Origin of the sequence: Caballeronia temeraria (assembly GCF_001544795.2) — a bacterium.
Taxonomy (GTDB): Bacteria; Pseudomonadota; Gammaproteobacteria; order Burkholderiales; family Burkholderiaceae; genus Caballeronia; species Caballeronia temeraria.
Map to the genome: position 1 here is coordinate 13330 of NZ_FCOI02000003.1, position 25831 is coordinate 39160.

Annotated in this window: 25 protein-coding genes; 6 read left to right on the plus strand and 19 right to left on the minus strand. The window is 61.7% G+C overall.

Features of this window, described 5'->3' with window-relative positions; genetic code table 11:
- Nucleotide 1: 1 nt before the first annotated feature.
- Genes AWB76_RS04985 through AWB76_RS05005 form a run of 5 tightly spaced genes read right to left on the minus strand, consistent with a single transcriptional unit; the run spans nt 2 to nt 5310 of the window.
- Nucleotides 2-889 (minus strand): dihydrodipicolinate synthase family protein, encoded by an 888-nt coding sequence (locus AWB76_RS04985; protein WP_061159036.1) that lies wholly within the window; start codon nt 887-889, stop codon nt 2-4.
- A 48-nt stretch (nt 890-937) separates the two neighbouring features.
- A complete protein-coding gene (gene glyA, locus AWB76_RS04990; protein ID WP_061159037.1) occupies nt 938-2167 on the minus strand; it encodes a serine hydroxymethyltransferase in 1230 nt (409 codons plus the stop codon).
- Between the two features lie 34 nt (nt 2168-2201).
- Nucleotides 2202-3083 (minus strand): glycine betaine ABC transporter substrate-binding protein, encoded by an 882-nt coding sequence (locus tag AWB76_RS04995; protein ID WP_061159038.1) that lies wholly within the window; start codon nt 3081-3083, stop codon nt 2202-2204.
- Between the two features lie 56 nt (nt 3084-3139).
- On the minus strand, nt 3140-4027 hold the full coding sequence (locus AWB76_RS05000) for an ABC transporter permease (RefSeq protein ID WP_061159039.1): 888 nt from the start codon (nt 4025-4027) through the stop codon (nt 3140-3142).
- Nucleotides 4024-5310, minus strand: a complete 1287-nt coding sequence (locus AWB76_RS05005) for a quaternary amine ABC transporter ATP-binding protein (RefSeq protein WP_061159040.1) — start codon at nt 5308-5310, stop codon at nt 4024-4026. The genes AWB76_RS05000 and AWB76_RS05005 overlap by 4 nt, the downstream gene beginning before the upstream one ends.
- A 411-nt stretch (nt 5311-5721) precedes the next feature.
- On the opposite strand from AWB76_RS05005, the gene AWB76_RS05010 reads away from it, so the two are divergent.
- Complete coding sequence (locus AWB76_RS05010) at nt 5722-6657, plus strand: cation diffusion facilitator family transporter (RefSeq protein ID WP_061159041.1); 936 nt, start codon at nt 5722-5724, stop codon at nt 6655-6657.
- Here the strand turns inward: AWB76_RS05010 and AWB76_RS05015 are convergent.
- Nucleotides 6637-7611: a 2-hydroxyacid dehydrogenase gene (locus tag AWB76_RS05015; RefSeq protein WP_061159042.1), complete on the minus strand. Its 975-nt coding sequence runs from the start codon at nt 7609-7611 to the stop codon at nt 6637-6639. The genes AWB76_RS05010 and AWB76_RS05015 overlap by 21 nt on opposite strands.
- Nucleotides 7612-7662: 51 nt before the next feature.
- The gene (locus AWB76_RS05020) at nt 7663-9018 is read right to left on the minus strand and encodes an MFS transporter (protein WP_061159401.1); all 1356 of its coding nucleotides are present in this window, start codon (nt 9016-9018) and stop codon (nt 7663-7665) included.
- Nucleotides 9019-9182: 164 nt separating this feature from the next.
- Between AWB76_RS05020 and AWB76_RS05025 the strand changes: the two genes are divergently transcribed.
- Nucleotides 9183-10301: a citrate synthase family protein gene (locus AWB76_RS05025; RefSeq protein ID WP_061159402.1), complete on the plus strand. Its 1119-nt coding sequence runs from the start codon at nt 9183-9185 to the stop codon at nt 10299-10301.
- Here AWB76_RS05025 and AWB76_RS05030 read toward each other — a convergent pair.
- On the minus strand, nt 10291-11049 hold the full coding sequence (locus AWB76_RS05030; protein WP_244173225.1) for a cytochrome c biogenesis CcdA family protein: 759 nt from the start codon (nt 11047-11049) through the stop codon (nt 10291-10293). The genes AWB76_RS05025 and AWB76_RS05030 overlap by 11 nt on opposite strands.
- 202 nt (nt 11050-11251) lie before the next feature.
- Between AWB76_RS05030 and AWB76_RS05035 the strand changes: the two genes are divergently transcribed.
- Entirely contained in the window at nt 11252-11836 is a 585-nt protein-coding gene (locus AWB76_RS05035) for a thioredoxin family protein (protein ID WP_061159043.1), read from the plus strand.
- 57 nt (nt 11837-11893) lie between these two features.
- On the opposite strand, the gene panS is transcribed toward AWB76_RS05035, so the two are convergent.
- A complete protein-coding gene (gene panS, locus AWB76_RS05040) occupies nt 11894-12853 on the minus strand; it encodes a ketopantoate/pantoate/pantothenate transporter PanS (RefSeq protein WP_061159044.1) in 960 nt (319 codons plus the stop codon).
- A gap of 312 nt (nt 12854-13165) precedes the next feature.
- Here panS and AWB76_RS05045 point away from each other — a divergent pair, with 312 nt between their 5' ends.
- Both AWB76_RS05045 and AWB76_RS05050 read left to right on the plus strand, forming a co-directional pair.
- The gene (locus AWB76_RS05045; RefSeq protein WP_061159403.1) at nt 13166-13675 is read left to right on the plus strand and encodes a DUF6622 family protein; all 510 of its coding nucleotides are present in this window, start codon (nt 13166-13168) and stop codon (nt 13673-13675) included.
- 194 nt (nt 13676-13869) lie between these two features.
- Nucleotides 13870-14664: a DUF899 domain-containing protein gene (locus tag AWB76_RS05050; protein WP_061159045.1), complete on the plus strand. Its 795-nt coding sequence runs from the start codon at nt 13870-13872 to the stop codon at nt 14662-14664.
- Nucleotides 14665-14701: 37 nt separating this feature from the next.
- On the opposite strand, the gene AWB76_RS05055 is transcribed toward AWB76_RS05050, so the two are convergent.
- From AWB76_RS05055 to AWB76_RS05085, 7 genes are all read right to left on the minus strand, one after another.
- Nucleotides 14702-15556 (minus strand): alpha/beta fold hydrolase, encoded by an 855-nt coding sequence (locus AWB76_RS05055; RefSeq protein ID WP_061159404.1) that lies wholly within the window; start codon nt 15554-15556, stop codon nt 14702-14704.
- A gap of 14 nt (nt 15557-15570) precedes the next feature.
- Nucleotides 15571-17292, minus strand: a complete 1722-nt coding sequence (poxB, locus tag AWB76_RS05060) for a ubiquinone-dependent pyruvate dehydrogenase (protein WP_061159046.1) — start codon at nt 17290-17292, stop codon at nt 15571-15573.
- A gap of 328 nt (nt 17293-17620) precedes the next feature.
- Nucleotides 17621-18418: a transporter substrate-binding domain-containing protein gene (locus AWB76_RS05065; protein ID WP_061159047.1), complete on the minus strand. Its 798-nt coding sequence runs from the start codon at nt 18416-18418 to the stop codon at nt 17621-17623.
- A gap of 47 nt (nt 18419-18465) precedes the next feature.
- The gene (locus AWB76_RS05070) at nt 18466-19194 is read right to left on the minus strand and encodes an amino acid ABC transporter ATP-binding protein (protein ID WP_061159048.1); all 729 of its coding nucleotides are present in this window, start codon (nt 19192-19194) and stop codon (nt 18466-18468) included.
- Nucleotides 19178-19831 carry an amino acid ABC transporter permease gene (locus AWB76_RS05075; RefSeq protein WP_061159049.1) on the minus strand — a complete coding sequence of 218 codons (654 nt, stop codon included), beginning with the start codon at nt 19829-19831 and terminating at the stop codon, nt 19178-19180. Before AWB76_RS05075 ends, AWB76_RS05070 begins: the two co-directional genes overlap by 17 nt.
- On the minus strand, nt 19828-20574 hold the full coding sequence (locus AWB76_RS05080) for an amino acid ABC transporter permease (RefSeq protein ID WP_061159050.1): 747 nt from the start codon (nt 20572-20574) through the stop codon (nt 19828-19830). The genes AWB76_RS05075 and AWB76_RS05080 overlap by 4 nt, the downstream gene beginning before the upstream one ends.
- Before the next feature lie 102 nt (nt 20575-20676).
- Entirely contained in the window at nt 20677-21522 is an 846-nt protein-coding gene (locus AWB76_RS05085; RefSeq protein ID WP_061159051.1) for an NAD-dependent epimerase/dehydratase family protein, read from the minus strand.
- Between the two features lie 145 nt (nt 21523-21667).
- On the opposite strand from AWB76_RS05085, the gene AWB76_RS05090 reads away from it, so the two are divergent.
- A complete protein-coding gene (locus AWB76_RS05090; protein WP_096031255.1) occupies nt 21668-22429 on the plus strand; it encodes a FadR/GntR family transcriptional regulator in 762 nt (253 codons plus the stop codon).
- 44 nt (nt 22430-22473) lie between these two features.
- Here the strand turns inward: AWB76_RS05090 and AWB76_RS05095 are convergent, their stop codons facing one another.
- The 3 genes from AWB76_RS05095 to AWB76_RS05105 form a co-directional block, all read right to left on the minus strand.
- Nucleotides 22474-23820, minus strand: a complete 1347-nt coding sequence (locus tag AWB76_RS05095) for an MFS transporter (RefSeq protein WP_061159053.1) — start codon at nt 23818-23820, stop codon at nt 22474-22476.
- Nucleotides 23821-24052: 232 nt separating this feature from the next.
- Nucleotides 24053-24961 carry an SMP-30/gluconolactonase/LRE family protein gene (locus AWB76_RS05100; RefSeq protein ID WP_061159054.1) on the minus strand — a complete coding sequence of 303 codons (909 nt, stop codon included), beginning with the start codon at nt 24959-24961 and terminating at the stop codon, nt 24053-24055.
- On the minus strand, nt 24958-25788 hold the full coding sequence (locus tag AWB76_RS05105) for an NAD-dependent epimerase/dehydratase family protein (RefSeq protein ID WP_061159055.1): 831 nt from the start codon (nt 25786-25788) through the stop codon (nt 24958-24960). Before AWB76_RS05105 ends, AWB76_RS05100 begins: the two co-directional genes overlap by 4 nt.
- Nucleotides 25789-25831 lie beyond the last annotated feature (43 nt).

A 25831-nucleotide genomic window follows, 5' to 3' on the forward strand; every position in this document is an offset into this window, starting at 1 on the left:
GTTACTGAGCGTTGCGCAGCAGGGGTTGAACGAGCTTGGCGAAGGCACTGCGTTCTTCGTCGTTAAGCGTGCCGAGCGGCGCGCGCGCGGCGCCGACCTTCGTGCCCGCAAGCTCGCAGCCATAACGCACATACTGGATGAATTTGCCGCTTCGTTCCAGCAACTCGAGCACCGGGAGCAGTTGCGTCATCAGCTTGCGACCGGTGTTGAAATCGCCGCGTTTCACGCAGGCTTCGAGCAGATCGGTGTGTGCTTCGGGCAGAAAGTTCGACGCACCCGCGACCCAGCTGCGCGCGCCCCACGCGAAGAATTCCAGCGCCTGATCGTCCATGCCGCAACTGAGAATGAAGCGCTCGGGCAATTGCGTCGCCAGATGATGCAGATGCGCAATATCGCCCGTGCTCTCTTTCATCGCGGTGAAGTTCGGACGCGCGAGCAGCTTGTCGAGCACTTCATCGCCGATCGCCGTGCCCGTGCGCGCCGGGAAGTTGTAGAGCATGATCGGCATGTCGAGCGCGTCGTCCACGTTCAGCAGGTGATCGAGCAATTCGTCTTGCGTCGGTTGCACGTAGTAAGGCGCCGCGAGCAGCAACGCGTTGTAGCCCGCGCGCTTTGCTTCGTTACCGAGACGCAGCACTTCCTTCGTCGTGGTCGCGTTGATGCCGGCGGTCAGATAGGTCTTGCCGCCGACCGCCGATGCCACCGTCTCGAACGTCTTCACGCGCTCTTCGAAACTGAGCGCGTAGTATTCCCCGGTGGTGCCGCCGACGCCCATGCCCGTCACACGCCCCACAAGACTCGTGGCGTGCTTGCCGAGCATGTCGTGATCGATTTCGCCGTCGGCCTTGAACGGGGTGACGAGCGGAGTATGTACGCCTTCGAAACTCATGATTGTCTCTCTGATGAATGGATCGTATGAAGTCATGCGCGATGCGCGTCAGACGAGCGCTTCTGCATGGGAATAAAACGGGAACGTGTTGCACAGATCGCGCACGCGCGCGCGAACCGCACGCTCGACATGCTCGTCGCCGCGAGGCTCCTGTTCGAGCGCGTTCACTACGTCGAGGATCATCGCGCCGACCTGCTTGAACTGTGCGATGCCGAAGCCGCGCGTCGTGGTCGCGGGCGTGCCGAAGCAAAGGGTTGAAGTCATCGTGGCGCTGCACGTGATGCCCGCGCGCTCGAGCGCCTTCTCGGCCTGCATGCCGGTGATGCGCTTGCCGCGCAGATCGACGAGCAGCAGATGATTGTCCGTGCCGCCGGTCACGAGACGCAGGCCGCCAGCCAGCAATGTCTCGCCGAGCGCGCGGGTGTTGCGCAGCACTCGGTCGATGTAAGCGCTGAATTCAGGGCGCAGCGCTTCGCCGAACGCGACGGCCTTGCCGGCGATCACATGCATCAGTGGTCCGCCCTGCAAGCCGGGAAACACCGCGGCGTCGATCTTCTTCGCGATGTCGCCGTTGTTGGTGATAATGAAGCCACCACGCGGACCGCGCAGCGTCTTGTGCGTCGTGGACGTGACGACATCGGCGAACGGCACCGGATTCAGATGCCGTCCCGCCGCGACGATGCCCGCGATCTGCGCCACGTCGACCATCAACCATGCGCCGACGCTCTCCGCTATGTCGCGAAACGCCGCGAAATCCAGTGCGCGCGGATACGCCGAACTTCCGGCGACGATCAGCTTCGGACGATGCTGTTCGGCCATGCGCCGCACGTCGTCGTAATCGATACGCAGCGTGTCCGGGCTCGCGCCGTACTGAACCGCGTTGAACCACTTGCCCGGCAGCACGGGCGACATGCTCATCACGGTGTCGCCGGGCTGCAGAAGCGCGAGCATCGCCGCGCCGTTCGCCTGAGCGCCCGAATGCGGCTGCACGTTGGCGAAGTCGGCGTCGAACAACGCTTTCACGCGATCGATCGCAAGCGCCTCGATACGATCGACATGCTCGCGGCCGCCGTAGTGGCGCCCCGACGGATAACCCTCGGCGTACGTGTTCGTGAGGACAGTCCCCTGCGCTTCCAGCACCGCCGCCGAGACGATGTTTTCCGATGCGACCAGTTCGAGCTGCGTCTGCTGACGGCGCAATTCCAACGCGATTTCCGATGCGATCACGGGATCGTGGCTTTGCAGGCTTTCGCCGAAGAAGCGCGAATACTCGTTCACGAGACTTGCTCCGAGGGTGTCGTGCAACAAAGCTTCACTGTTCCAGCCAGGCCTTGACCTTGTCCGGATGTGCATCGACGAACTTCTTCGCGGCCGTCGCGTAGTCGTTGGTCGAATTGCCCTCGAACTCGATCGCTTCCACATCCGCGAGCGTCAGCTTGTAATGCTTGAAGAATACGTCGGCGCGGGGGAATTTCTTTGCGAACTGCTTCGATGCAAACGCGTGAACCTGCTCTTCTCCGCCGAGCGTGCCTTTCGGGTCCTTCAGATAGCGCATCTGCCACTTCTGGAACAGCCAGTGCGGGCTCCATACGGTCGCGACGATCCATTGCTTCGATCCATAGGCGCGCTGAATCGCCGCGAGCATGCCGGCCTCGCTTGCGGATTGCAGCTTGTAGCCCGACAGGTCATACGCCTTGATCGTCTTCTCCGACGCCTGCATGAGACCGCCGCCCGGCTCGATGCCTTGGATCACGCCGTTCATTTGCTTCTGCACGTCCGGTTTCTTCAGATCTTCGATCGACGAAACCTGCGATTCGGGCACATAGGCAGGCACGGCCCAGCCGTTCTTGCCGCCCGTGTAAATGATGCCGACGTCGTCAAGCGTGTCCTTGTAGCGCGCGACGTACTGACCGTGCGTCACCGGCAGCCAGCCGCCGACCATGATGTCGAGATCGCCGCGCGACACACCCTGATACTGTATGCCGATATCCGCCTGAACGAATTGCACCGGCTGCTGCAGCTTGGTTTCGAGCACATACTTCGCAACGTTGGCGACGGCGAGCACGTCGGCCCAGTTGGTGACCGCAATCTTGATCGGCTCGGCGGACATCGCCGGACTCGCGCCGGCCCCGAACGCCACGATGGCCGGCGTCACTATCTTGACGATCAAGGATTTGATCAGGCTCTTCTTCATTTCGGACTCCGTATCGTACTGTGCAGTAGGGTTGATTTGATCGACGCTCGTACCGTTCAGGTCTGCGCGCTCGTTCCCGCAGCGGCGGACTTCGCCGGCGTGGACACGACCTTCCTCTTTTTCTTCGCTTTTACGCCGAAGCTCTCCGTGAGGCGGTCGAGGATGATCGCGAGCAGCACTACGCCGAGGCCACCCTCGAAGCCGATGCCGATATCGAGCCGCTGGATGCCGCTCAACACGTACTCGCCAAGGCCGCCCGCGCCGATCATCGAAGCGACCACGACCATCGACAGCGCCATCATGATCGTCTGGTTCACGCCCGCCATGATCGAAGGCAGTGCATTAGGCAACTGGATTTTCCAGAGTAGTTGCGCATCCGTGCTGCCGAAGGAACGGCCCGCTTCGAGCAGTTCCTCGCGCACTTGCCGGATGCCGAGCGTCGTCAGCCGCACGACGGGCGGCATCGCGAACACGATCGTGGCGATCACCGCGGGCACGCGGCCCAGACCGAACAAAATCACGGCGGGAATGAGATACACGAATGCGGGCATGGTCTGCATGAAGTCGAGCAAGGAACGCAGCACGACTTCCACACGCCGGTTGCGCGCGCCCCAGATGCCGAGCGGCACGCCGATCACGAGACTGAAGAACGTCGCCGCGACGACGAGCGCGAGCGTCGATACGGTCTGTGCCCAGAGGCCCATGTAGTTGATCACATAGAGCGCCGCGCCGACAAACACCGCGAACACGACGCCCTTTCTCCACAGCGCGAGCGCCATGAGAATGACGAGCATCGCGATGAACGGCACTGCGCCGAGGCCGTCTTCGAGCAGCTTGATGACCGCGCCGAGCGCGGCCGAGAATGCATCGAATCCGCCGCGAAAGTGCGAGAAAAGAAAGTTGACCGCGTCTTCGGCGAATCGTCCAAAAATCGAGGAATTCATGCTGCTCTCCGCTCCATGACCTGCTTGAGAATCGTGCGGCAGGACACCACGCCCGCGAGTCTGCCGTGTTCATCGGTGACCGGCACGTCGTGCACCTGGCCGAGCGCAATCGCCGCGAGTTCATGCAAATCCGTTGTCAACGGAACGGCCGCGACGTCGCGAAGCAACGCGTCGCTGATCGGGCGATTGCCGCTCTTGTGCAATGACGCCGGCGTCACGCAGCCCTGATATCGCCCTGCTTCGTCGCAGACATAGCCGCACTCCGCGCCGCTGTCGATCAGGCTGTTCAGATAGCGCTCGGAAGGCGCGCTCGTATTACATGCGATGAGACCGCGCTCGACCTTCGTCATCAGGCTCGATGCTTCGAGGAAGCGCGACACGTCGACGTTGCGGAAGAAGTCGCGCACGTAGTCGTCCGCAGGCGATTGAATGAGTTCCGCCGGCGTGCCGACCTGAATCAGGCGGCCGTCTTTCATGATGCCGATGCGCCCACCGATCTTCACCGCCTCTTCGATGTCGTGCGAGATGAAAACGATCGTGCGCTGCTCTTCCTTCTGCAGACGCAGCAGCTCGTTCTGCATCTCGAAGCGGATGAGCGGATCGAGCGCGGAGAACGCTTCGTCCATCAAGAGCACCGAAGGATTCACCGCCAGCGCACGAGCCAGCCCGACGCGCTGCTGCATGCCGCCCGACAGCTCGCTCGGCAAAAGCTTTTCGTAAGAAGCGAGGCCGACGCGCGTCAACGCGGCGCGTGCGAGTTCATATCGTTCCGTTTTTTTCTTGCCCGCGACTTCGAGCCCATAGGCAATGTTGTCGATAACGGTGCGGTTCGGCAGCAGCGCGAAAGACTGGAACACCATTGCCATTTTTTCGCGGCGCACGGCGCGCAGTTCGGGCGTGCTCATCGGCGCGATATCGCGGCCTTCGAGAATCACTTGCCCGGAAGTCGGCTCGATCAGGCGATTGAGCAGACGCACCAGCGTCGATTTTCCGGAACCGGACAGGCCCATGATGACGAAAATCTCGCCTGCGTTGACGGCGAGGCTCACATCGTCGACGGCGACCATGTTGCCGGTCTGCGCGAAGATCTCGTTCCGGCCGAGGCCTTGCTTCAATAACTCCTGAGCGCGCTCCGGCTTCGCACCGAAGATCTTCGAAAGGTTCTTGACCGTGAGGATCTCGGTCTGGGAAGCCGCAACCGGGCGCGCCGGCGAGCGGGTTCCAAACTGCGCGGAAGCCGTACTCGTGACGTCGTTCGGTGCGAGAGTTAGGTTGGGAATCATCGGGTCATTCCACCTAGTTCGAAAAAGGAATTTGTCGCCGCCGGAGAAGTCCGGCCTTCTTTGCGTTGAATGAAGCGTACATGTCCAATTTCGAACACCCACCGACATTTTCTGAGCACTTTTCGATACTTCTGGTAATGAATGCGCGTGTTGCAGCCGATGCTTAAAAAAAGCGGAACGCGGCGCGTGTGCCGTGAAGCCATAGCCGGCGCGGCTTTGCGGGCGAAGGACTTGCTCGCGGCCGTTGCTTGCCACGCGAGCCTTCAAACGGGAGGCTAGGGAATGCCCCTAAACGGCAACGTTTTGATGACTTTTTCGGATGGTAAAGACGCGCTTTTGCGAATCGTCCGTAGGATTGCGGCCAATGCGGCACAATGATGCCGCTCGAAAAAAAGCTGAAAGGAGTTGGAGATGTCACAAGGGAACACTGACGAGGCGCTTCGTCGCATGGCGTCGATGGTCGCGCTGGTGTTTGCGCTCGTCCTCGTCGTGTTGAAGGTCTGGGCCTACTTCGCGACCGGATCGATTTCGCTGCTCACCGCCGCGGCCGACGGTCTCGTCGACGTGCTCGCGTCCTCCGTAACCTTCATGGGCGTGCGCTACGCCGCGCGCCCGGTCGATGCAGGGCATCGCTACGGGCATGGCAAAGCGGAAGCGGTCGCGGCATTCGTGCAGGCGCTGTTGCTCGCGGGCGCGGCGCTCGCGCTCGGCATCGAATCGGTGGAACGCATCCTGAACCCCGAACCGCTGAATCAGACGGGCTTCGGGATCGGGGTCATCATCGTGAGTTCGCTGGCGGCCGTCGCGCTCGTGTTGATGCAGACGTGGGTCGTGAAGCGCACGCGGTCGACCGCCATCGCCGCCGACCGCGCGCACTATGTCACGGACGTCGCCGTGAATATCGCTGTGCTCATCGCGCTGCTGCTCGATCGCTATCTCGGCTGGTCACGCGCCGACGCGATCGGCGCGCTCTGCATCGCGCTGTACATGCTCTGGAACGCGCGCGGCATGGCGGCGGAGGCGCTCATTCAGTTGCTCGACCGCGAGCTCGGCGAGCCGGAACGCGCGCGTATCGTGGCGGCGGTGACGGCAGTGGAAGGCGTGCAAGCCTTGCACGATATCCGCACGCGAAATGGCGGCGATCGCGTATTCGTCGAGTTTCATCTCGAAGTGAATGGCGATCTCACCGTCGCGCAAGGTCACGCCATCGCCGATGATGCGGAAAAAGCCGTGCAGCGGCTCTTTCATGCGTCCGACGTCACCGCGCATGTGGAACCGGCCGGCATCGTCGATGATCGTCTGGACGACCGCGTGCTCGGGATGAGTTCAGCAATCGGCCACAAGTGATTGCATCATCGATTCGCCGCGACATGTTCGCGGCCCTTCGATGCCGAAATGCTTTGCCAGTGCATCGACGACGTGTTCCGCCATCGCGCGACGCGTCTCTTCCGTTCCCGATCCGATATGCGGCGTGAGCACCAGCCTGCGATCGCGCATGAGCGCTTCGGGAACGTCGGGTTCGTGCTCGAACACATCGAGTGCGGCGCCCGCAAGCTTGTCCGATGCAAGCGCCGCGATCAGCGCACGTTCATCGACTACGGGACCACGCGCGATATTCACGAGAAATCCATCGGGGCCGAGCGCATCGATGACGTTCGCATCGATCAGATGATGCGTCGCCTTTGATAGCGGGCACGTGAGGATCAGCATGTCGCTGTTCCGCGCCAGTTGGGCGACGTCATCGTAGTACGGCATATCGACAGCCTTGCGGTTGGGACCGATATACGCGAGCGTCGAACCGAACGCACGCAGCCGATGCGCAATGGCCGAACCGATCGTGCCCAGTCCGACGATGCCGACCTTCATGTGTGAAATGGACCGGCCCAGCCGGTAATGACCTTGCACGGGCCATTGCCCTGAGCGCACGTAGGCATCGGCATTCACGAAGTCGCGCGTGATCGCCAGCGCCAGTCCGACAGCCGCATTCGCCACATCTTCGGCCAGAATGTGCGAAGTATTCTCGATGCGTAGGCCACGGGCGCGCGTCGCCTGAATGTCCACGTTATCCAGTCCCGCACTGTAGCTCGAGATGATTTCCAGCGCGGGAAGCGCATCGAGGAAAGCCACGTCGATCTTCGTTTTACGCAGCGCGATGCCGCGAATCTTGCGACCGTGCTCGATCAGAAACGCACGGGCCTCGGCGGGCTCTTTGGGCAAATCGAGCACGGTAAAAAGCGTTCTCAGTTCAGCGTGAGCCCACTCGGGCAAGTCCGCCGCATTGAGGATGATCGGCTTGGTCATGATTCGAATTCGATGATGGTGTTATGCAAAAAGAAACCTGAAAACAAGGACTCAACTCATTGTGACGCGCTCGATCTTTCCCATGAAGAACAGATAGACGATGGCCGCCAGCAAACAGTGCGCCGCGACGAAGTAGAGTCCGACCGTGTAGCCGCCCGTCGCCTGCACGAGATAGCCGAAGGCGATCGGCGTCACGATCCCGCCGATATTCCCGATGCAATTGAAGATCGCGCCGGCGAGACCGACTGCTTCGCGCGGTGCCGTATCGCTGACGACGGCCCACGTGCCCGCTCCCGCCGCCGCACCCTTGCCGAAGAAGGCCAGCGTCATCAGCATGACGATCACGACATTGCTTTCGGTGACGGCGGACAGCACGAGACTGCAGCCCATCGCCATGCCGACGATATACGGCGTCTTGCGCGCCCACGAGACGCTCCATCCGCGGCGAATGAGCCAGTCGGAAAGCGTGCCGCCCGCAATGCCGCCGACGAAGCCCGCCACGGCCGGCACCATCGTCGCGAAGCCTGCCTGCATCACGTTCATGCCGCGCGCCTGAACGAGATAGATAGGGAACCAGGTGATGAAGAAATAACTCAGCGCGATGGTGCAATACTGCCCGATATACGCGCACCACAGCATGCGGTTGGTGAGCAGCGTGCGCATGACGCCGGACGAGATCGCGGGGCGTGACTGAAGCTCGTGCTTCGAGTCGATATCGACCATTGCGCCGCCCGCGATGATGTGATCCAGCTCGCTGCTCGACACGCGCGGATGATTGCGCGGCTCGTACATCACGACGGCCCACACGCCCGCGGCCACGATGCCGATCACGCCCAGCGCGATGAACGGCGCGGGCCAGCCGAAACGCGACGTGAGCCATCCCGCGAACGGCGAGAAGATCGCCACGGCAAAGTACGATGCCGATGCGAACAGCGATGTCGCGAGACCGCGCTCTTCCTTCGGGAACCACATGACGGCAACGCGGCCGTTGGCGGGAAAGCTCGGCGCTTCGATCAGCCCGAGCGCGAAACGCAGCGCAAACAGCAGCCCCAGCGCAATCGAAAGATCCGACGTGAAGTTGCCGATGAAGCCGACCAACATCGTCGCGACGGACCACAGGATCAGCGTCGCGCCGTACATGGTCTTGGTGCCGAGACGATCGAGCAGCAAGCCGCCGGGTATCTGACCGACGACATACGCCCAACTGAAGGCCGACAGCACATAGCCCAGTTGCACGTGATTCAGGCCGAATTCCTTCGATATGCCGGGCCCTGCGATTGACAGGATGGCGCGATCCGCATAGGCCACCGTGGCCAGCAGCAGAATCATCGCGAGGATCGAGTAGCGTGTTCGCGTCGTGCGGGTTGCGGTGCTCGCTATATACTGGGTCGTTCGCTCTGTAGCCACCGATATCTCCTGTTTCATGCCCCTGAACGCGTCCGGACGACGCGCGCTGCGGAAGCCTTTCGACCTGCTGGCCGGACTTCTCTCGGGGAAATTTGATGCTTGCATTAAACCGACGCCGTGGATGACCGTCAATCTTGATTGATTCGATCAACGTGAAGAACTGGATGACTCAGGAAGAGGCCTGCGAGGCCCTGAGCGTGCGCAAGCAGACGCTATACGCCTATGTGAGCCGTGGTCAGATCGAGGTTCAGGACGACCCGCAGCACGCGAACCGCAATCTCTATCGCGCAGCGGATATCGCGGCGCTCGTGAAGAAGCGCAACCTCGGACGGGCGCGCAAGAACATCGCGGCGAGCACGATGGCCTGGGGCGAGCCGATCATCGACACGAGCATCTCCGCCATCGTGCGCGGGCGGCTCTATTATCGCGGCCGCGATGCGGTGCAACTGGCGGCATCGGCGACGCTCGAAGAGGCCGCGCGTCTGCTCTGGGATATGAACGAACTGCCGCGCTTTCCTTCTATCGAGCCGGTCCGTTTCGATGGACCCGTCCGCGCGCGTGTCTATGCTGCTCTGGCGCACGAGGCGGCGAACGATACGGACCAAACGGTGCGCGTGAATCAGGCCGCGGTGCTGGTGGGCCGCGTCGCGAGCAACTTCGTCGCGTTACGTTCGGATGACGGTCCGTTGCATCTGCGGATCGCGCATGCATGGGATGTCGCGCATCATGCGGATCTGATTCGGCGCGTGCTGGTGCTGCTTGCCGATCAGGAACTCACGAGTTCATCGTTCGCGGCGCGTGTGGCCGCATCGACGGGAGCCTCGCTCGGAGCAAGCATGATCGCGGGACTCGCGGCATTTTCCGGGCCGATGCACGGCAACGCCATCGTGCGCGTACGGGAGCTCATGAACGATGCGAAACGCTCGGGCACCGAGATCGCGGTTCAGCGACGCATCGCGGATGGCGACTCGTTGCCGGGCTTCGGCCACGAACTTTATCCGCAAGGCGATCCGCGCGCGGCCGATCTCTTGTCCGCGTTCGAAGCGCCCGATGCTGCGCGAGCGTTGATCGATTGCGTCGAACGATTGACGGGCAAGCTGCCCGCTATCGATATGGCGCTCGCCGCGCTCGGCGATCATTGCGGTCTCCCCGAGGAAGCGGCGTTCGCTCTATTCTCTATCGCGCGCAGCGTCGGCTGGATGGCTCATTCGATCGAGCAGATCGGCGAAGGACGCTTGCTGCGGCCGCGCGCGAATTATGTCGGGCCTGCGGTCATCGAGTAAGCGAGACTTCCTTCACTGCGGATGCAGGCTTCAGCACGCTCACGAGTTTGCTTTCGATGCCGGTGGTCGGCGCACCGGGGATATATGCGAGCACGCGCGTATCGATGCCCGTCGCGATCGCGGCCACCGTCAACACGATGAGCGCGCCCATCGCGCGGCGCACATGCTCGCCGACGCCGAGCGAACGCTTGACGCGATCGAGCGCGCGTTTGCCGAGGCTCGACGCCACCGCGAGCGCAGTCGCCGCGCCGATGGCATAGGCAAGGAGCGCCGCAACCGTATGCCAGTTCGCGCCATGCAGCGCTGCGCCCGTGAGGATCACGCCGAGAATCGGGCCCGCGCACGGCGCCCACAGAAGGCCCGTCGCCGCGCCAAGCAGCGTCGATGACGCGATGCGGCTCGTTGTCCCTTGCGCCGATGAACGCGCGACGATACGGTCCGCCAGCGCCGATAACGGGCGCGTGAGCCGCTCGGCGACCGATGGGAACAACAACGCCGCGCCGAACACGGCGAGCGTCGCGAGCGCGATCCAGCGGCCGTATTGACTCAGTTGCGCGGCGCCCGCGAGACCCGCGACGCCGATGCCGGTCACGAGCGCGAACGTGCCCGCGAGCCCGATCAAAAGCGGCAGGCGATCGGTGATAAAGGGCTTGTCCGAGCGCGCGAATACGAAGGGCACGACTGGCAGGATGCAGGGACTCAGGACGGTGAACACGCCGCCGAGAAATGCGATGAAGATGAGTGACATGGAATCGGTCTCCTTGAATAGCGGTTGGGCCATGTGCCGTATTCCAGCGCCTTCATGTATCGCGGACATTTCAGAAACGATGCGACGTGCAACGCCGTGTATCGAAAGCATTGCCGGATACATGGTGATACAAACGCGACACGCGCCCGATACATCGGCGCGATTCAATGGCTCCAACATCAGTTCAAAAGGAGCACTCGTCATGTTCGATCGTCTCAAGATCGCGGCCGTCGCTACGGCAATGGCCGCCGCATTCGGCGCTGTCGCGGCGCTTGCCGCTTTCTCATCGACCGGCTCGGCAGCCGGCGTGGAATCGATGCAATCCATGCAGCAAAAAGGCACGCAGGCGCCCGACTTCACCGGCATCGACAACTGGATCAACAGCGCGCCGCTCGATCTCAAGCAGCTGCGCGGCAAGGTTGTGCTCGTCGACTTCTGGACCTTCGATTGCATCAACTGCGCCCATACGCTGCCGCACGTGAAGGACTGGTATTCGCGCTATCGCGACAAAGGGCTTGTCGTCGTCGGTGTGCATACGCCCGAATACACGTTCGAGCGCGATACCGGCAATCTGAAGAAAGCGATCGCGCGATATGGAATCGAATATCCCGTCGCGCAGGACAATCGCTATGCGACATGGAATGCCTATAACAATCAGTATTGGCCCGCGTTCTATCTGATCGATCAGAACGGGAAGATTGTCTATGCCCAATTCGGCGAAGGAAGCTATGCGAAAACCGAAGACACGATTCGCGGATTGCTCGGACTGAGTGCAAAGCAAAGCTAAAAGAAAAAGCGCGCCACAACGGGCGCGCTTTCATTTCTAATTGACCGATGCAAGCGTTCAGCTTTGTCTTGCAGCTGCGCCTTGTGCATCGGCTTCGTGCGTCGAGCCTTTCGCCGGACGCCCTGCCCAATAGCCTGCGAGCATCGATCCCGACAGGTTGTGCCACACGGAAAAGAGCGCGCCGGGCAGCGCTGCGATCGGCGTGAAATAAAGCTTGCCGAGCGTCGCCGCGAGGCCGGAGTTCTGCATGCCGACTTCGATCGCGAGCGTGCGGCAGACGGCTTCGTCGAAGCCGAGCAGACGGCCGCCCCAATAGCCGCCCAGAAGACCGATGCCGTTGTGTAGCACCACGCCCACCGCGACGACCATGCCCACCGACGCGATGCTCTTCTGCGTGCCGCCGACCACCGCGGCGATGATGAGCAGGATCGACACCATCGACACGAGCGGCAGCATCCATTCGATCTTGCGCACGAGTTTGCCGAACAGATGATTCACGACGAGGCCGATGACGATTGGCAGCGCGACGATCTGCACGATGCTCATCAGCATGCCGTGCACGTCGACGGCAATCGATGCATCGACATAAAGACGCGTGAGCAACGGCGTCGCGAACACGCCGACGAGCGTCGACAGCGCGCTGATCGTGACGGACAGCGCGACGTCGCCGCGCGCGAGATAGATCATCACATTCGACGCCGTACCGCTCGCGACGCTGCCGACGAGCACCATGCCCGCCATCAGATCGGGCGGCATGTGCAGCGCCTTTGCGATCACCCAGGCGGCGAGCGGCATCACGAGGTAATGCAGCACGATACCCGCGATGACCGGCGCAGGCCGCGTGAACACGCGCCTGAAATCGTCGATGGAAAGCGTGACGCCCATCGACAGCATGATGATCGTCAGAAGCGTCGTGACGTGCGGCGCGATGCCGGTCACGGATGAAGGCGCGCTATAGGCGGCGATGGAAACCAGCACGGCCCAGAGCGGGAAAAGACGGGTGACGCGGGCAAGCATGAAAACGATCCTCGAGTGTCGTTGCGTGTCGTGTGTGTTTCAGCGAAAGCGGCGGTGCACGGGATGACCGGACAGGCGCAGACGGACGAAAGCTTGCCTTCGTGAGGCGGCGCGGCCCGCGATGCCGTTGCGCGCGGGTTACGCGCGTATGCGGCTGATTGACGGGCTGGCGGCGCATTTTACCCGGCGCGCAGCGAATTTTCGGAAGCCGCTTAAATCCCGCGATGCCGAGCGCCCCTCTCGCGGACTCATTCGCCGCTAATTCTGCGACGTCATCATGCGCATCAAACAACCCCTTGCAAGGAGATGATCATGACGCCAATCGCCATCATTCAAGGCACGCCGACATGGGTCTGGGTGCTGCTCGCGTTCCTGCTGTATCGCGGCATCAAGGCGATGCAGGCCAGCACTACGCCGCTTTCGAAGCTCGCCATCGTGCCGGTGATTTTCGCGGGCATGGGCATCGCGCATCTGGTTGCTTCGCCGCTCACGGGATGGATGGCGGTTGCCGTCTGGATCATCACGTTCGGCGCGGGCATGATCGGCGGCGTGTTCGCTGCGAGCCAGAGCCGCTTCATCGTCGATCCGATGGCGCGAACCGTGATGCTGCCGGGATCGAAACTGCCGTTGCTGCTGATCGCCGCGACATTCATCGCGAAGTTCTGGCTGGGCTTCGAGATGGCGACCGTGAGTCACCTGCCGGCGCTCATGACCTATACAGTCATCGACGCCGCGGTGTCGGGCATCGTCGCGGGCATCTTCGCCGGACGCTTCTTCACGTACTGGAAAACGATGCATGCGCTGCGCGCCTCGTGGGCCTGAGCGATATTGCTTGAATTTAATCGCTGACGACGCACGATTACGAAGAGACCTGTCTTCGTGATCGTGCGTTTGTCGTTCAGAGCGCGTGCTCGCAAATGGCGTCACACTTGTTGCTCTCGATCATCCGTTTTTCGCGTCAGACTCAATCACGGCATACAACGAGCCAGCGTTCAACTCAGGAGGTTGCAAAAGCCATGACTACATCAGACGAAAAGGGAACGACGGGCACAGGAACCGTCATGCGCACGCCACCCGTCGTGTCGCAAGAGGAATGGGAAGCGGCGCGTCAGCAATTGCTCGTAAAGGAAAAGGCCCATACGCGCGCCCGCGATGCGCTCGCGGCCGAGCGCCGTCGCATGCCGTGGACCGCAGTGAAGACGGATTATGTTTTCGAAGGCCCCGACGGCAAGATCGGCTTCCTCGATCTTTTCGATGGACGGCGTCAGCTGATCGTCTATCGCGCGTTCTACGAGCCCGGCGTGTTCGGCTGGCCGGAGCATGCGTGCCGCGGCTGTTCGCTCGTCGCGGATCAGGTCGCTCATCTTTCGCATCTGAATGCGCGCGACACGACGCTCGTCTTCGTATCGCGTGCGCCGCAGGAGGACATCGCGCGGCTGAAGCAACGCATGGGCTGGAACATTCCGTGGTTCACGCTGACCGATCGTTTCGATGCCGACTTCGGCGTCGACGAATGGCACGGCACGAACGTGTTCTTTCGCGACGGAGATCGCGCGTTCCGCACGTACTTCCTCAATAATCGCGGCGACGAGCAGATGGGCAATACGTGGAACTATCTCGACATCACGCCGCTCGGCCGTCAGGAACGGTGGGAAGACTCGCCTGAAGGTTATCCGCAGACGCCGACCTACAAGTGGTGGAACTGGCACGACAGCTATGTCGATGATGCCCCGACCGACAAGAAATGGGTCGACATTTCCGATGCGGGCGAAGCCGCATTCCGTGCCGAAAGCGCAAAAAACAAAGCGTGAAAGCCTGAAGGGGCCGGCTATCGTGCGTTTCTGATTTTTATGGTTCGATCGCGCCCGCGAACGTCAGCCATTCGCCGACGATCGCCTCGGGCGCATCTTCCTGCATCAGATGTCCTGATCCGCGTACTCGCGTAAAGCGCGCGCCCGGAATCAGCGACGCGAGCTCGACACCGCGCTCGACCGGAATCCATTCGTCCTCTTCGCCCCAGATAATCGAAACGGGGCATTCCAGTTCTCCGTAGCGCGATTGCACTTCATCGGTATAACGCTGATCCATCTGCGCGATCTGCCGATAAAACGCGGCCTGCCCTGTCTCGCCTGTCCATGGCCGCGTATAGATGCACAAGGTCTCTTCGGCCAAGCGCCGATGCGCCGCGCCTTGCAGATAGGCATCGAGCATCGCCTGATGCATGTACGCCGGCACGCCCGCGAAGGCCGCTTCGTGTTGACGCACGTGACGCACGAAAGGCGATCCCCAGGGCGCAACGGCGACCGGATCGACGAGCATCAGAGAACGATACGCGCAGCCGTCGAGCAACGCGGCTCTCAACGATGTCGCGCCGCCGAAGTCGTGCGCGAGCACGTCCGGTAAAGCGCCGCTCCATTCGACGCTCCAATGCGCGAGAAGCGCCGCGAGCACGCGATTCTGCACGCCGAGCGACACGTCCTGTCCATCGCGCATCTCCGACGCTCCGTAGCCCAGCAGATCGAAGTAATGCACGCGCCGCGAGCGTGCCGCAATCGGCGCAATGCGCCGCCATACCTGCGACGAGAACGGCGTGCCGTGCACCAGCACGAGCGGCGCGCCCTCACCGATCGCGCCGTGGCGCACGACTTGTCCTTCGAAATTGAAAGCGCGATCGAGCGGCAAGGCATCGTCCGGTTTGCTCATCGATACCTCCATGCTCAACGCAGATTCGTGCGAGCGAGTTCGACGATTTCATCGCCGCGTCCGCTCAGAATCGCTCGCAGCATGTAGAGGCTGAAGCCCTTCGCCTGCGATAGCTCGATGGTCGGCGGCATCGCGAGTTCATGCTTCGACGTGACCACATCGACGAGCGCCGGTCCCTTGTGCGCGAAGGCTTCGCGCAGCGCGTTCTCGAGTTGCTCCGACTCCTCGACACGCACCGACCAGATGCCCGCGCCCTTCGCGATCTGCGAGAAATCGGTCTTGCTCAGATCCACGTTGGTGTCGAGATAACCGCCCGCCTTCAGTTCCATCGACACGAAACCGAGCAAGCTGTTATTGAACACGACGACCTTGATCGGCAGGTCGAGTTGCACGGCCGAGAGCAGATCGCCGAGCAGCATCGACAAACCGCCATCGCCCGATAGCGACACCACTTGCCGTTGCGGTCGAGCGGCCTGCGCGCCGAGTGCCTGCGGCATCGCATTGGCCGTCGAACCGTGATTGAACGAGCCGTGCAACTGGCGCTTGCCGTTCATCGTCAGATAGCGCGCGGCCCAGAGTGTGGGCGTGCCGACGTCCACGGTGAAGATCGCGTCATCGGCTGCGATTTCATCGACGAGCTTTGTCAGATATTGCGGATGAATCGGACGGCCCGGCGCGGATGGCGTCGCGAGATCGTCGAGGCCCTTGCGCGCCGTGGCGTAATGCTTGAGCGCATTCTCCAGAAAGCGCCGCTCGTCCTTGCGCTGAAGCTTGGGCAAGAGCGCCGTCAGCGTTTCCTTGATCGTGCCGACGAGCCCCATTTCCAACGGCGCGCGGCGTCCGAGTTGCGAGCCGCGCCAGTCGATCTGCACGATCTTCGCCTGCGGCGGATAGAACGGGCGATACGGGAAATCGCAACCGAGCAGCAGCAATGTATCGCACGACATCATCGCGTGATAGCCGGAACTGAAGCCGATGAGTCCCGTCATGCCGACATCGAACGGATTGTCGTACTCGATGAACTGCTTGCCGCGCAACGCATGCACGATGGGCGCGCCGAGCGTATCGGCGAGCGCGACCACTTCGTCGTGCGAGCCTGCGACGCCGCTGCCGCACATGATCGTCACCGCTTCGCAGCCGTTCAGCAGGCCCGCGAGCTTGTCGAGATCCGCATCGGCGGGCACGATCGCGCCCGGCGCGCTCGCGGTCCAGCGCGGCTCGACATCCGGTCCTTCGCTCAATGCGACATCGCCCGGCAACACGATCACCGCGACACCACGTTGATCGATCGCCGCGCGCATCGCGCGTTCGAGCACGCGCGGAAACTGCGACGCGTTCGACACCAGTTCCACGAAGTGACTGCATTCCTTGAACAGCTCTTGCGGATGCGTTTCCTGAAAATAGCTGAGCCCGATTTCCGTCGACGGAATATGCGCCGCGATGGCGAGCACCGGTTGATGATTGCGATGGCAATCGAAGAGGCCGTTGATGAGATGCAGATTGCCGGGACCGCAACTGCCCGCGCATACGGCGAGCTTGCCGGTTGCGGCGGCATCCGCGCCGGCCGCGAAGGCCGCTGCTTCTTCGTGACGCGTGTGCATCCAGCGGATCGAGCCCACGCGGTCGAGGCTGAATGCCAATCCGTTCAGGCTGTCGCCTGTGACGCCCCAGATCCGTTCCACGCCCGCCGCCGCGAGCGTCTTCGCCAGATAGTCCGCAATCGTGTTCTTGGCCATGATGCTTCCCTTGTTGAAGAAAGGATGTCCAAAGATTCACCGGATCGCGCCCGGAACGACGCGCGCGCAGCCAGTGCTGGATCAATGCATGCAGGATTCAAAACGCAAAAGGAGTGTACGCCGGAGCGCGGCGGCTTGTCCTGGACGGTCTCAGAGCCGCATGGCACGGCGGTTCAGCGTAATTTGTGAAGGATTTTTGGGTGATTCAATAGCGGTATATTGAATGCATTATTACCGACGGAAGCGAGCATGCGGAATGCAAACGACAACGGAGCCGGTCGACTGACCCGGCTCCGTCTTGCGCGGCTAGCGGCAACAAGCGGGAAGCTCAGGCGCCCTTGCGCATGCTCTCCGGCAAATCACGCCCGTGATACTTCTTGTAGATCGTGTTGAGATTGCCGTTCTTCATGTTCGCGCCGACCCAGTTGTTCACCCACTCCTTCAGGCGCGGCTGGTCCTTGTTCATCGCGATGCCGAGATCGAAGGTCTTCTGTTCGAATTTCATCTCGATGTTTCGTTGCGGTGCGCGATCCTGCATCTCCTTCAGATTCGAAGGCGTGCTGGAGAAGATATCGACCTGTCCCGTGACCATCGATGTGATGAGCGTCGCATCGTCTTCATAGCGCTGAATCTGCGCGCCCTTCGCCTGTTGCGTCGTCAGCGTGTCGTTCACCGTCGCGCGCGTGAGGCCGATGGTCTTGCCGTCGAGATCCGCGTAATTCTTCACGTTCGCCGACTTCACGCCGCCGACGATGATGGAGATCACCGCGTACGGATTCGAGAAATCGACCACTTTCGCGCGCTCGGGCGTCACCGACAGCGACGAGATCACGAGGTCCGCGCGCTTTGCCTGCAGCGTCGGAATGCGCGCGGCGTTGGTGATCTGCACGAGTTCGAGCTTCACGCCGAGATCTTTCGCGAGCGCCGTGGCGGTATCGACGTCCGATCCCGCGGGCTTCAGGTTCTGGTCGGCATAGCTGAAGAGCGGCGTGCCGATTGCGATCGCAACGCGCACGACGCCTGCTTTCTTGATGTCGTCGAGTTGATCGGCCATCACGCTATGTACGGCACCTGCCATCATCAATGTTGCGAGAGTCGCGCGTGCAATGATTGTTTTCGCTTTCAAGTTACGTCTCCGTCGTTATGGGTGTTGCTGGATTGATGTTGCGGATATCAAAGCCCGTTATCGAGGAATGCTCGCAATTCGGCCGTGCGCGGCGCATCGAGCATGCTGCCGTCGCCCACTTCCCATACCTTTCCCTGATGCATGTAGATGATGCGGTCCGCCACGCGCTTCGCAAAGGCCATCTCGTGCGTGACGAGCAGCATCGTCATGCCATCGGCCGCGAGATCTTCCATCACGCGCAGCACTTCGCCCGTCAATTGCGGATCGAGTGCCGACGTCACTTCGTCGAACAACATCACCTTTGGCGACATCGCAAGCGAACGCGCAATCGCGACACGCTGCTGCTGCCCGCCCGACAATTGTTCGGGATAGGCATCGGCCTTTTGTCCAAGACCTACTTGTTCCAGCACGTTCATCGCAATGCGCCGCGCTTCGTCGCGCGACATCTTTTTCACGTGACGCAGCGCGAGCATGATGTTCTCTTCGACCGTCAGATGCGGAAAGAGGTTATAGCTCTGAAACACGATGCCGACTTCGCGGCGCAACAGATGCAAGTCGACTTTCGGATCATCGACACGAATGCCGCATACTTCGATCTCGCCCCGATCGATCGTCTCGAGCCTGTCGATACAGCGCAAAGCCGTGCTCTTGCCCGAACCGCTCGCACCGATCACGGCGATCATCTCGCCCTTGTTGACCTCGAAGGACACGCCCTTGAGCACATGATTGGAGCCGAAGCTCTTGTGAATATCGTCGACCTTAACGATTGCTGACATTGAGCTTGTTCTCCATCGATTGGCTCCAGCGCGAAAGCGGATAGCACAGGACGAAATAGAAAGCGCCGACCAGTCCGAAGATGAGGAACGGCTGGAAGATCGAGTTGTTGATGATCTGCCCCGCGCGCGTCAGCTCGATAAAGCCGATCACCGAAGCAAGCGATGTCATCTTGATGAGCTGCACGAGAAAGCCGACGGTCGGCGGCAGCGCGAGACGCATCGCCTGCGGGATGATCACGAGGCGCAGCGTCTGCCAGCGCGTGAGCGACAGACACTCCGACGCTTCCCATTGCGGCTTCGGCATCGCTTCGATACAGCCGCGCCAGATATCGCCGAGATACGCGCTCGAATAAACCATCAACGCGAGGCCGGCCGCAACGAGCGCGGGCACCTGATAGCCATACACCGACAAACCGAAGTACACGATGAAGAGCAGGATCAGCAGCGGAACACCCTGAATCGCTTCGATATACACGAGCGCCGTTCGCGACAGCCATGCGCGGGGCGAAATGCGCGCGAGCATCACGACGAATCCGCCGATGCCGCCGAGCACGAATGCAAGCGCGGAAAGCACGAGCGTCCAGCCTATCGATTGCACCAGATAGACGAAGTGAGCCGATGTGAATCCGCCGCTCATGCCGCACCTCCGGGAATGACCGTATCGATGCGCTGCGGATCGGGCGGCGTCTTGCCGGCGCGTTTCGCGGCGAGACGAATTGCACGGCGGCGCTTGAAGAGATGCTCGCCCACGGCCCACGCGATGAGCTTGATGACAAGCGACAGCACGAGATACAGCGCCGCGACGACGATGTACGTTTCGAGCGAGCGGAACGTGTCCGACTGCACCGTGTTGGCGACTGCCGTGAGTTCTTCCGCAGAGATTTGCGAAGCGATCGCGGAAGCTTGCATCATCAGCAGAAACTGGCTCGTCAATGCGGGATAGACCTTCTCGATCGACGGTTGCAGCATCACATGCCAGCCGATGCGCCACTTCGAAAGCCCGAGGCATTCCGCTGCTTCGATCTGCCCGCGCGGCACCGATTCCAGTCCGGCGCGAATAATCTCGGCCGCATAGGCGCCGATGTTGATGGTCATCGCAAGCGCGGCGGCTGCGAACGTCGGCATACGCAAGCCGATGCTCGCGAGACCGAAGTACAGCAGAAAGATCTGCACGAGGAACGGCGTATTGCGCACCGCCTCGATATAGATGATGCACAGGCGCGTCACCACCGGCAGCTTCGCGCGCTTGGCAAACGCGACCAGCATGCCGAGGATCAACCCGAAAAACACGGCCACGCAGGTCATCTTGAGCGTGAGCCAGGCGCCTAGCAGGAACGTTGGCCAATACGGCAACAGCGGTGAGAAATCGAGCGAAAACATGGCGGCAATGTTCCTGTTGGGTCTGGACGCGACGGCTCGCGCGTCCGGCGCTGGATGTATGACGACATACTACGCATGCCGTGATACTGCATTTCGCATGCATTAAACCGGGTCGAACGGGCCTGTCGTCGTGAAGGTGCCACCTTGCAGCACGGCCACGGGATCGGTCGGCGCAGGCGGCGGCGTCGCTTCGATCTTGTCGCGGAACTGCTCCGACGAGTCGCGCGGGACGAAGCCGAGATGCGCGGCGCAGCGGTTGTCCCACCAGGTATGCGCATTCGCGGACATGCCGAAGACGATCGTATGGCCGACGTCCTTAGTGAAGAGACTGCGGCGCAACAGGTCGTGAAAATCGTCGTAGCTCATCCAGCTCGCCATCATGCGGCGATCCTTCGGCTCCGGAAACACCGAGCCGATGCGAATGCTCACCGTCTCGATGCCATAGCGATCGAAGTACATCTGCGCAATATCTTCGCCGAAGGATTTCGACAGCCCGTAATAACCATCGGGACGCTTGCGCGCATCGGCATCGATTCGTTCGTCCTGCCGATAAAACCCCGTGACATGATTCGAGCTGGCGAACACGATGCGCTTCACGCCCTGACGGCGCGCCGCTTCGTAAAGGTTGAACACGCCTTTGATATTCGCTTCGAGAATCTCTTCGAACGGACGCTCCACCGATACGCCGCCGAGATGAACGATCGCATCGCAATCTTTCGCGAGTTCATCGACGGCGTGGCGGTCTGCCAGATCGCAAGGAGCGATCTCTTCGTGAGGCGCTGCCTCGCTCGGCAAGACGCCCGGCAAGTCCGACACGCGCACGTGCCGCGCGAATTCGGCAACGCGATGCCGGATCGCGCGTCCGATCCCACCCGCGGCGCCGGTCAGCAACAACCGGTTGAATGGCGCGTCGTCGCCGGGTACTTGCGCGCTGCTTTGTTGTTCCATCGAGTTGTGTCTCCTGAAGGCTGTCGTCGCTAGGGATTAACCCTGCGCGTGTCTTCTTGTACGTTGTCATATCACTACATCATGCATATCATCATTTGCCGATGGTTTTGTCAATGTGTGTAAAACCCACTCCACCGGGATTCCCGTGACGCTATTGCCCGATCTTCATGCCGACATCGACGCATCTTCGCCTGCATCGCCGGGAACGCGGCGCAGCCTCACCGCTCAGCTCGTGGATGCATTGCGCGCGCAAATCGATACGCAGGAACTGAAGGCCGGCAGCCGCCTCTCGACCGAAGCGGAAATGGTGCAGCGCTTCGGCGTGAGCCGCACGGTGGTACGCGAGGCGTTATCGCGATTGCAGGCGGCCGGGCTTGTGGAAACACGTCACGGCATCGGCACGTTCGTGTGCGAAGCGGGCATGTCATCGCTTCTGCGACTCGATCCCGCCGACGTCGCGGGCTCCATCGATGCACTCGCGATTCTCGAATTGCGCATCAGTCTCGAAACGGAAAGCGCAGGCCTCGCCGCCATGCGTTGCGATGCAACCCGCCTGGCAACGATGCGCACGGCGCTCGCCGATTTTTCAAGGAGCGTGAGCGAAGCGACCGATACCGTCTCGCCCGATCTGCGCTTTCACATGGAGATCGCGTATGCGACGAACAATCGCTATTTCGTCGAGATCATGGAGCATCTCGGCACGCGCATGATTCCGCGCACGCGCATCACGGCCACGCCGATTCCGCGCGATCAAAACGCGGAGTATCTGATGCGCGTGAATCGCGAGCATGAGCAGATCGCGGATGCCATCGAACGCGGCGACGCCGATTCGGCGCGCACCGCGATGCGTCTGCATCTGATCAATAGCCGGGAGAGATTGCGGCGGGCGCAGGCGGCATCCGAGTGAATTTGCGAGGACCGCGCCGCCGCAGTCCTCGCATCGATGCAAAATCAGCGCGCCATGTTCGGCTCGCCATCCTCGATGTCATGCGCGCCGGAAACCGTCTCCAGCGTCTGATCGTGATGCAGCAGCAGGACCGCCGCCACGCCAACCATGCCCGCCCCTGCCAGGCACAGCAAGCCCGCGCCGAAGCCGCCCGTGCTGTCCTTGATCCAGCCCATTGCATAGGGACCGAAGAAGCCCGCGAGATTGCCGAGCGAATTGATCGCCGCGATGCCGCCCGCCGCCGCCGCACCCGACAGGAACGAAGCCGGCAGCGTCCAGATCACCGGCAGGCAGCCGAAGATGCCGAAGCCCGCGATCGACAGCGCGATCATCTTCATCACTGGGTCATCGAGCCCCGCCGACGCCGCGATGCCGCCCGCCGCGACCATCAACGCAATCGCGACATGCCAGCGACGTTCGAGCTTGCGGTCCGAATGACGGCCCCACAGCACCATGCTGACCACGCCGACCGCATACGGCAATGACGTGACGAAGCCCGTCTGGAGGTTGGTCAGACCGAACGACTTGACGATCTGCGGCAGGAAGAAACTCAGGCCATAGTTGGTCGCGTTCGCGCCGAAGTAGATCAGCGCAATGGCCAGCACGCGCGGATTGAAAATGGCTTCCTTCACGCTGAATGCATGCACGGATTCGCGATGCGCCCGCTCCTGCGCCTGGCGATCGACGAGCCAGTCACGCTCTTCTTTCGCGAGCCAGTGTGCATCCCTCGGCCGGTCGGTCAGATAGAAGTACACGACGAATGCGAGCAGCAACGCGGGAATCGCTTCGATCAGATAGAGCCATTGCCAACCTTGCATGCCTTTGATGCCGTCCATCTGCAGGAGCGCGCCGGAGATCGGCCCGCCGATCACCGTGGACAGCGGAATCGCCGCCATGAAGTAGCCAACGACACGGCCGCGATACTTCGCCGGGAACCACAAGGTCAGCAGAAAGATGATGCCGGGAAAGAAGCCCGCCTCCGCGACGCCGAGCAGAATGCGCAAGCCGTAGAACACATGTGCGTTCGAGAAGCCTGTCGCCTGCGCGATGTTCGGAATGTAGGCCATCGCCGCCGCGAGAATGCCCCACGTGAACATGATGCGTGCGATCCAGCGGCGCGCGCCGAATCGTTCGAGCAGCAGATTGGACGGAACCTCGAAAAAGAAATAGGCGATAAAGAAAATGCCGGCGCCGAAACCGAACATGCTCGCCGTAAAACCGAGCGCCTTGTTCATCTGCAACGCCGCAAAGCCGACGTTGACGCGGTCCAGATAAGCGATGAAGTAACACAGGATCAGGAACGGCACGAGGCGAACCATCACGCGCTTCATGGTGCGAGCTTCAAGGTCCATCAATGTCTCCTCCGGATGAGAGAATCTGTCGATCGCTGGTACTCGGGATACCTGCCGCAGACTACTCTTTCAAAAGGATTTAAAGCATTGGTGTTTGTTCTTGGTATCGGTTCCGAAGCGTGACGTCCCTCACGACTCGATGCGCGCCAACGCAGTGCATCGAGTCGCTCGCGTCCCACACTGTGCGAAAAAATTGCGAACGGGACGCAAGACGCGCCCCGTTTCGTGACGATTATGCGACCGGTAACATACCGGCGTAGTCCGGTTCCGGTAATCCTTGCACGCCGGGGTTCAATGCGAACACGTGGCCGTCGTCGTCAGTGGCATTCGTTGCCGGACGAATTGTCGTGACATAGAGCGTTTTCAGATCGCTGCCGCCGAATGCGCACATCGACGGCTTGCTCGCGGGCAACGCGATCTCGCGATCCAGTTCGCCCTTCGGCGTAAAGCGCAGCAGACGTCCCGCGTCGTTCGCGCAGGTCCAATAGCAGCCGTCCGCATCGACCGCGGCGCCATCGGGACGGCCGGTGTAGTGATGCAGATCGGCGAATACGCGCTGATTGCTCGGCGTGCCGGTGTCGGCGTCGAAGTCGAATGCCCAAACGATGCGGCGCAGCGGATGCGAGTCCGAGAGATACATCGTCCTGCCATCCGGCGACCATGCAAGGCCGTTCTGCGTGATGAGGCCATCGACGATTGGCGCCGACAACGCGCGGTTCCGGTCGAAGCGATACAGCGCGCCGACGGCGCTCGCGAGCGACATGTCCTGCACCATCGTGCCGGCCCAGAAGCGCCCTTGCCTGTCGCAACGGCCATCGTTGAAGCGCATGCCCTTCGCGGGAAATGACGGTGCGGCGAGCTTCGTTGCGCGCGCTTCGCCCGTGTCGGCGAGCGTGACGCCGAACATGCCGCTCTCCATGCCCGCGACGACGCGCCCGGCGCTGTCGAACGCGAAGCAGGCGACCTGTTCATCGAACGTCCATTCCGTACGGCGCGCGCTTTCGATCTCGAGCCGCACGAGACGGCGCGCCGGGATATCGACCCAATACAGCGCGCCTTCCTGCGCGCGCCATACCGGACATTCGCCCACCGTCGCGCGCCCGGCCGCGTCGAGTCTTTCCGCGCGGACTGCGGCGCTCATCGCTTGCGCTCCATCGGTTCGCCCAGCACGAACGGACCGCCCTGGAAACGCTGCGACGGGTCGTCGCGATCGGCGGTCGGTCCCGTCGGCGGAAAGAGTCCGTTGAACTGCGCGGAGCTGTCCTGCGGATTGAAGCCGAGGAAGCCGGCCTTCGAGTTGTCCCACCACTTCACCGGATTGTCCGACGCGCCGTACACCACCGCATGACCGACGCGATTCGTGAACAGCGAGCAGCGCACGAGTTCGATGAAATCGCGGAAGCTCAGATAGGTGACCAGCATGCGCGGATTCTTCGGCTCCTCGAACGACGATCCGATACGCAGGTTCACCGTTTCGATGCCGAAGCGGTCGAAGTAATAACGCGAAAGCGATTCGCCGAAGCACTTCGTCACGCCATATAGGCTGTCCGGGCGATGCGGCGAATCCGCATCGAGCACTTCGGTGACCGGATGAAAGCCGATTGCATGGTTCGAGCTCGCAAACACGATGCGCTTCACGCCGTAGCGGCGCGCGGCTTCATAGATGTTGTACGTGCCGCGGATATTCGCTTCGATCAGATCGTCGAAGGGCGCGTCGATGGAGATGCCGCCGAGATGCACGATCGCATCGACGCCCTCGACGAGTTGCATCACCTTCTCGCGGTCCGCGAGATCGACGGCGCTGATTTCTTCGTGGCTCGCGGCATCGTCGAGCGGGGCGATGTCGGAGAGCCGCACGATGTCGGCCCATTGCGCGAGCGCACCGCGCAACTGACGACCGAGGTTGCCGGCCGCGCCGGTCAGAAGCAGGCGCTTGAACGGTTTGGCCGCTGCGTTTGGCTGATTCATCGAGACTCCTGTCGATACGAGTTGATACGTTAAAAGCAAGACG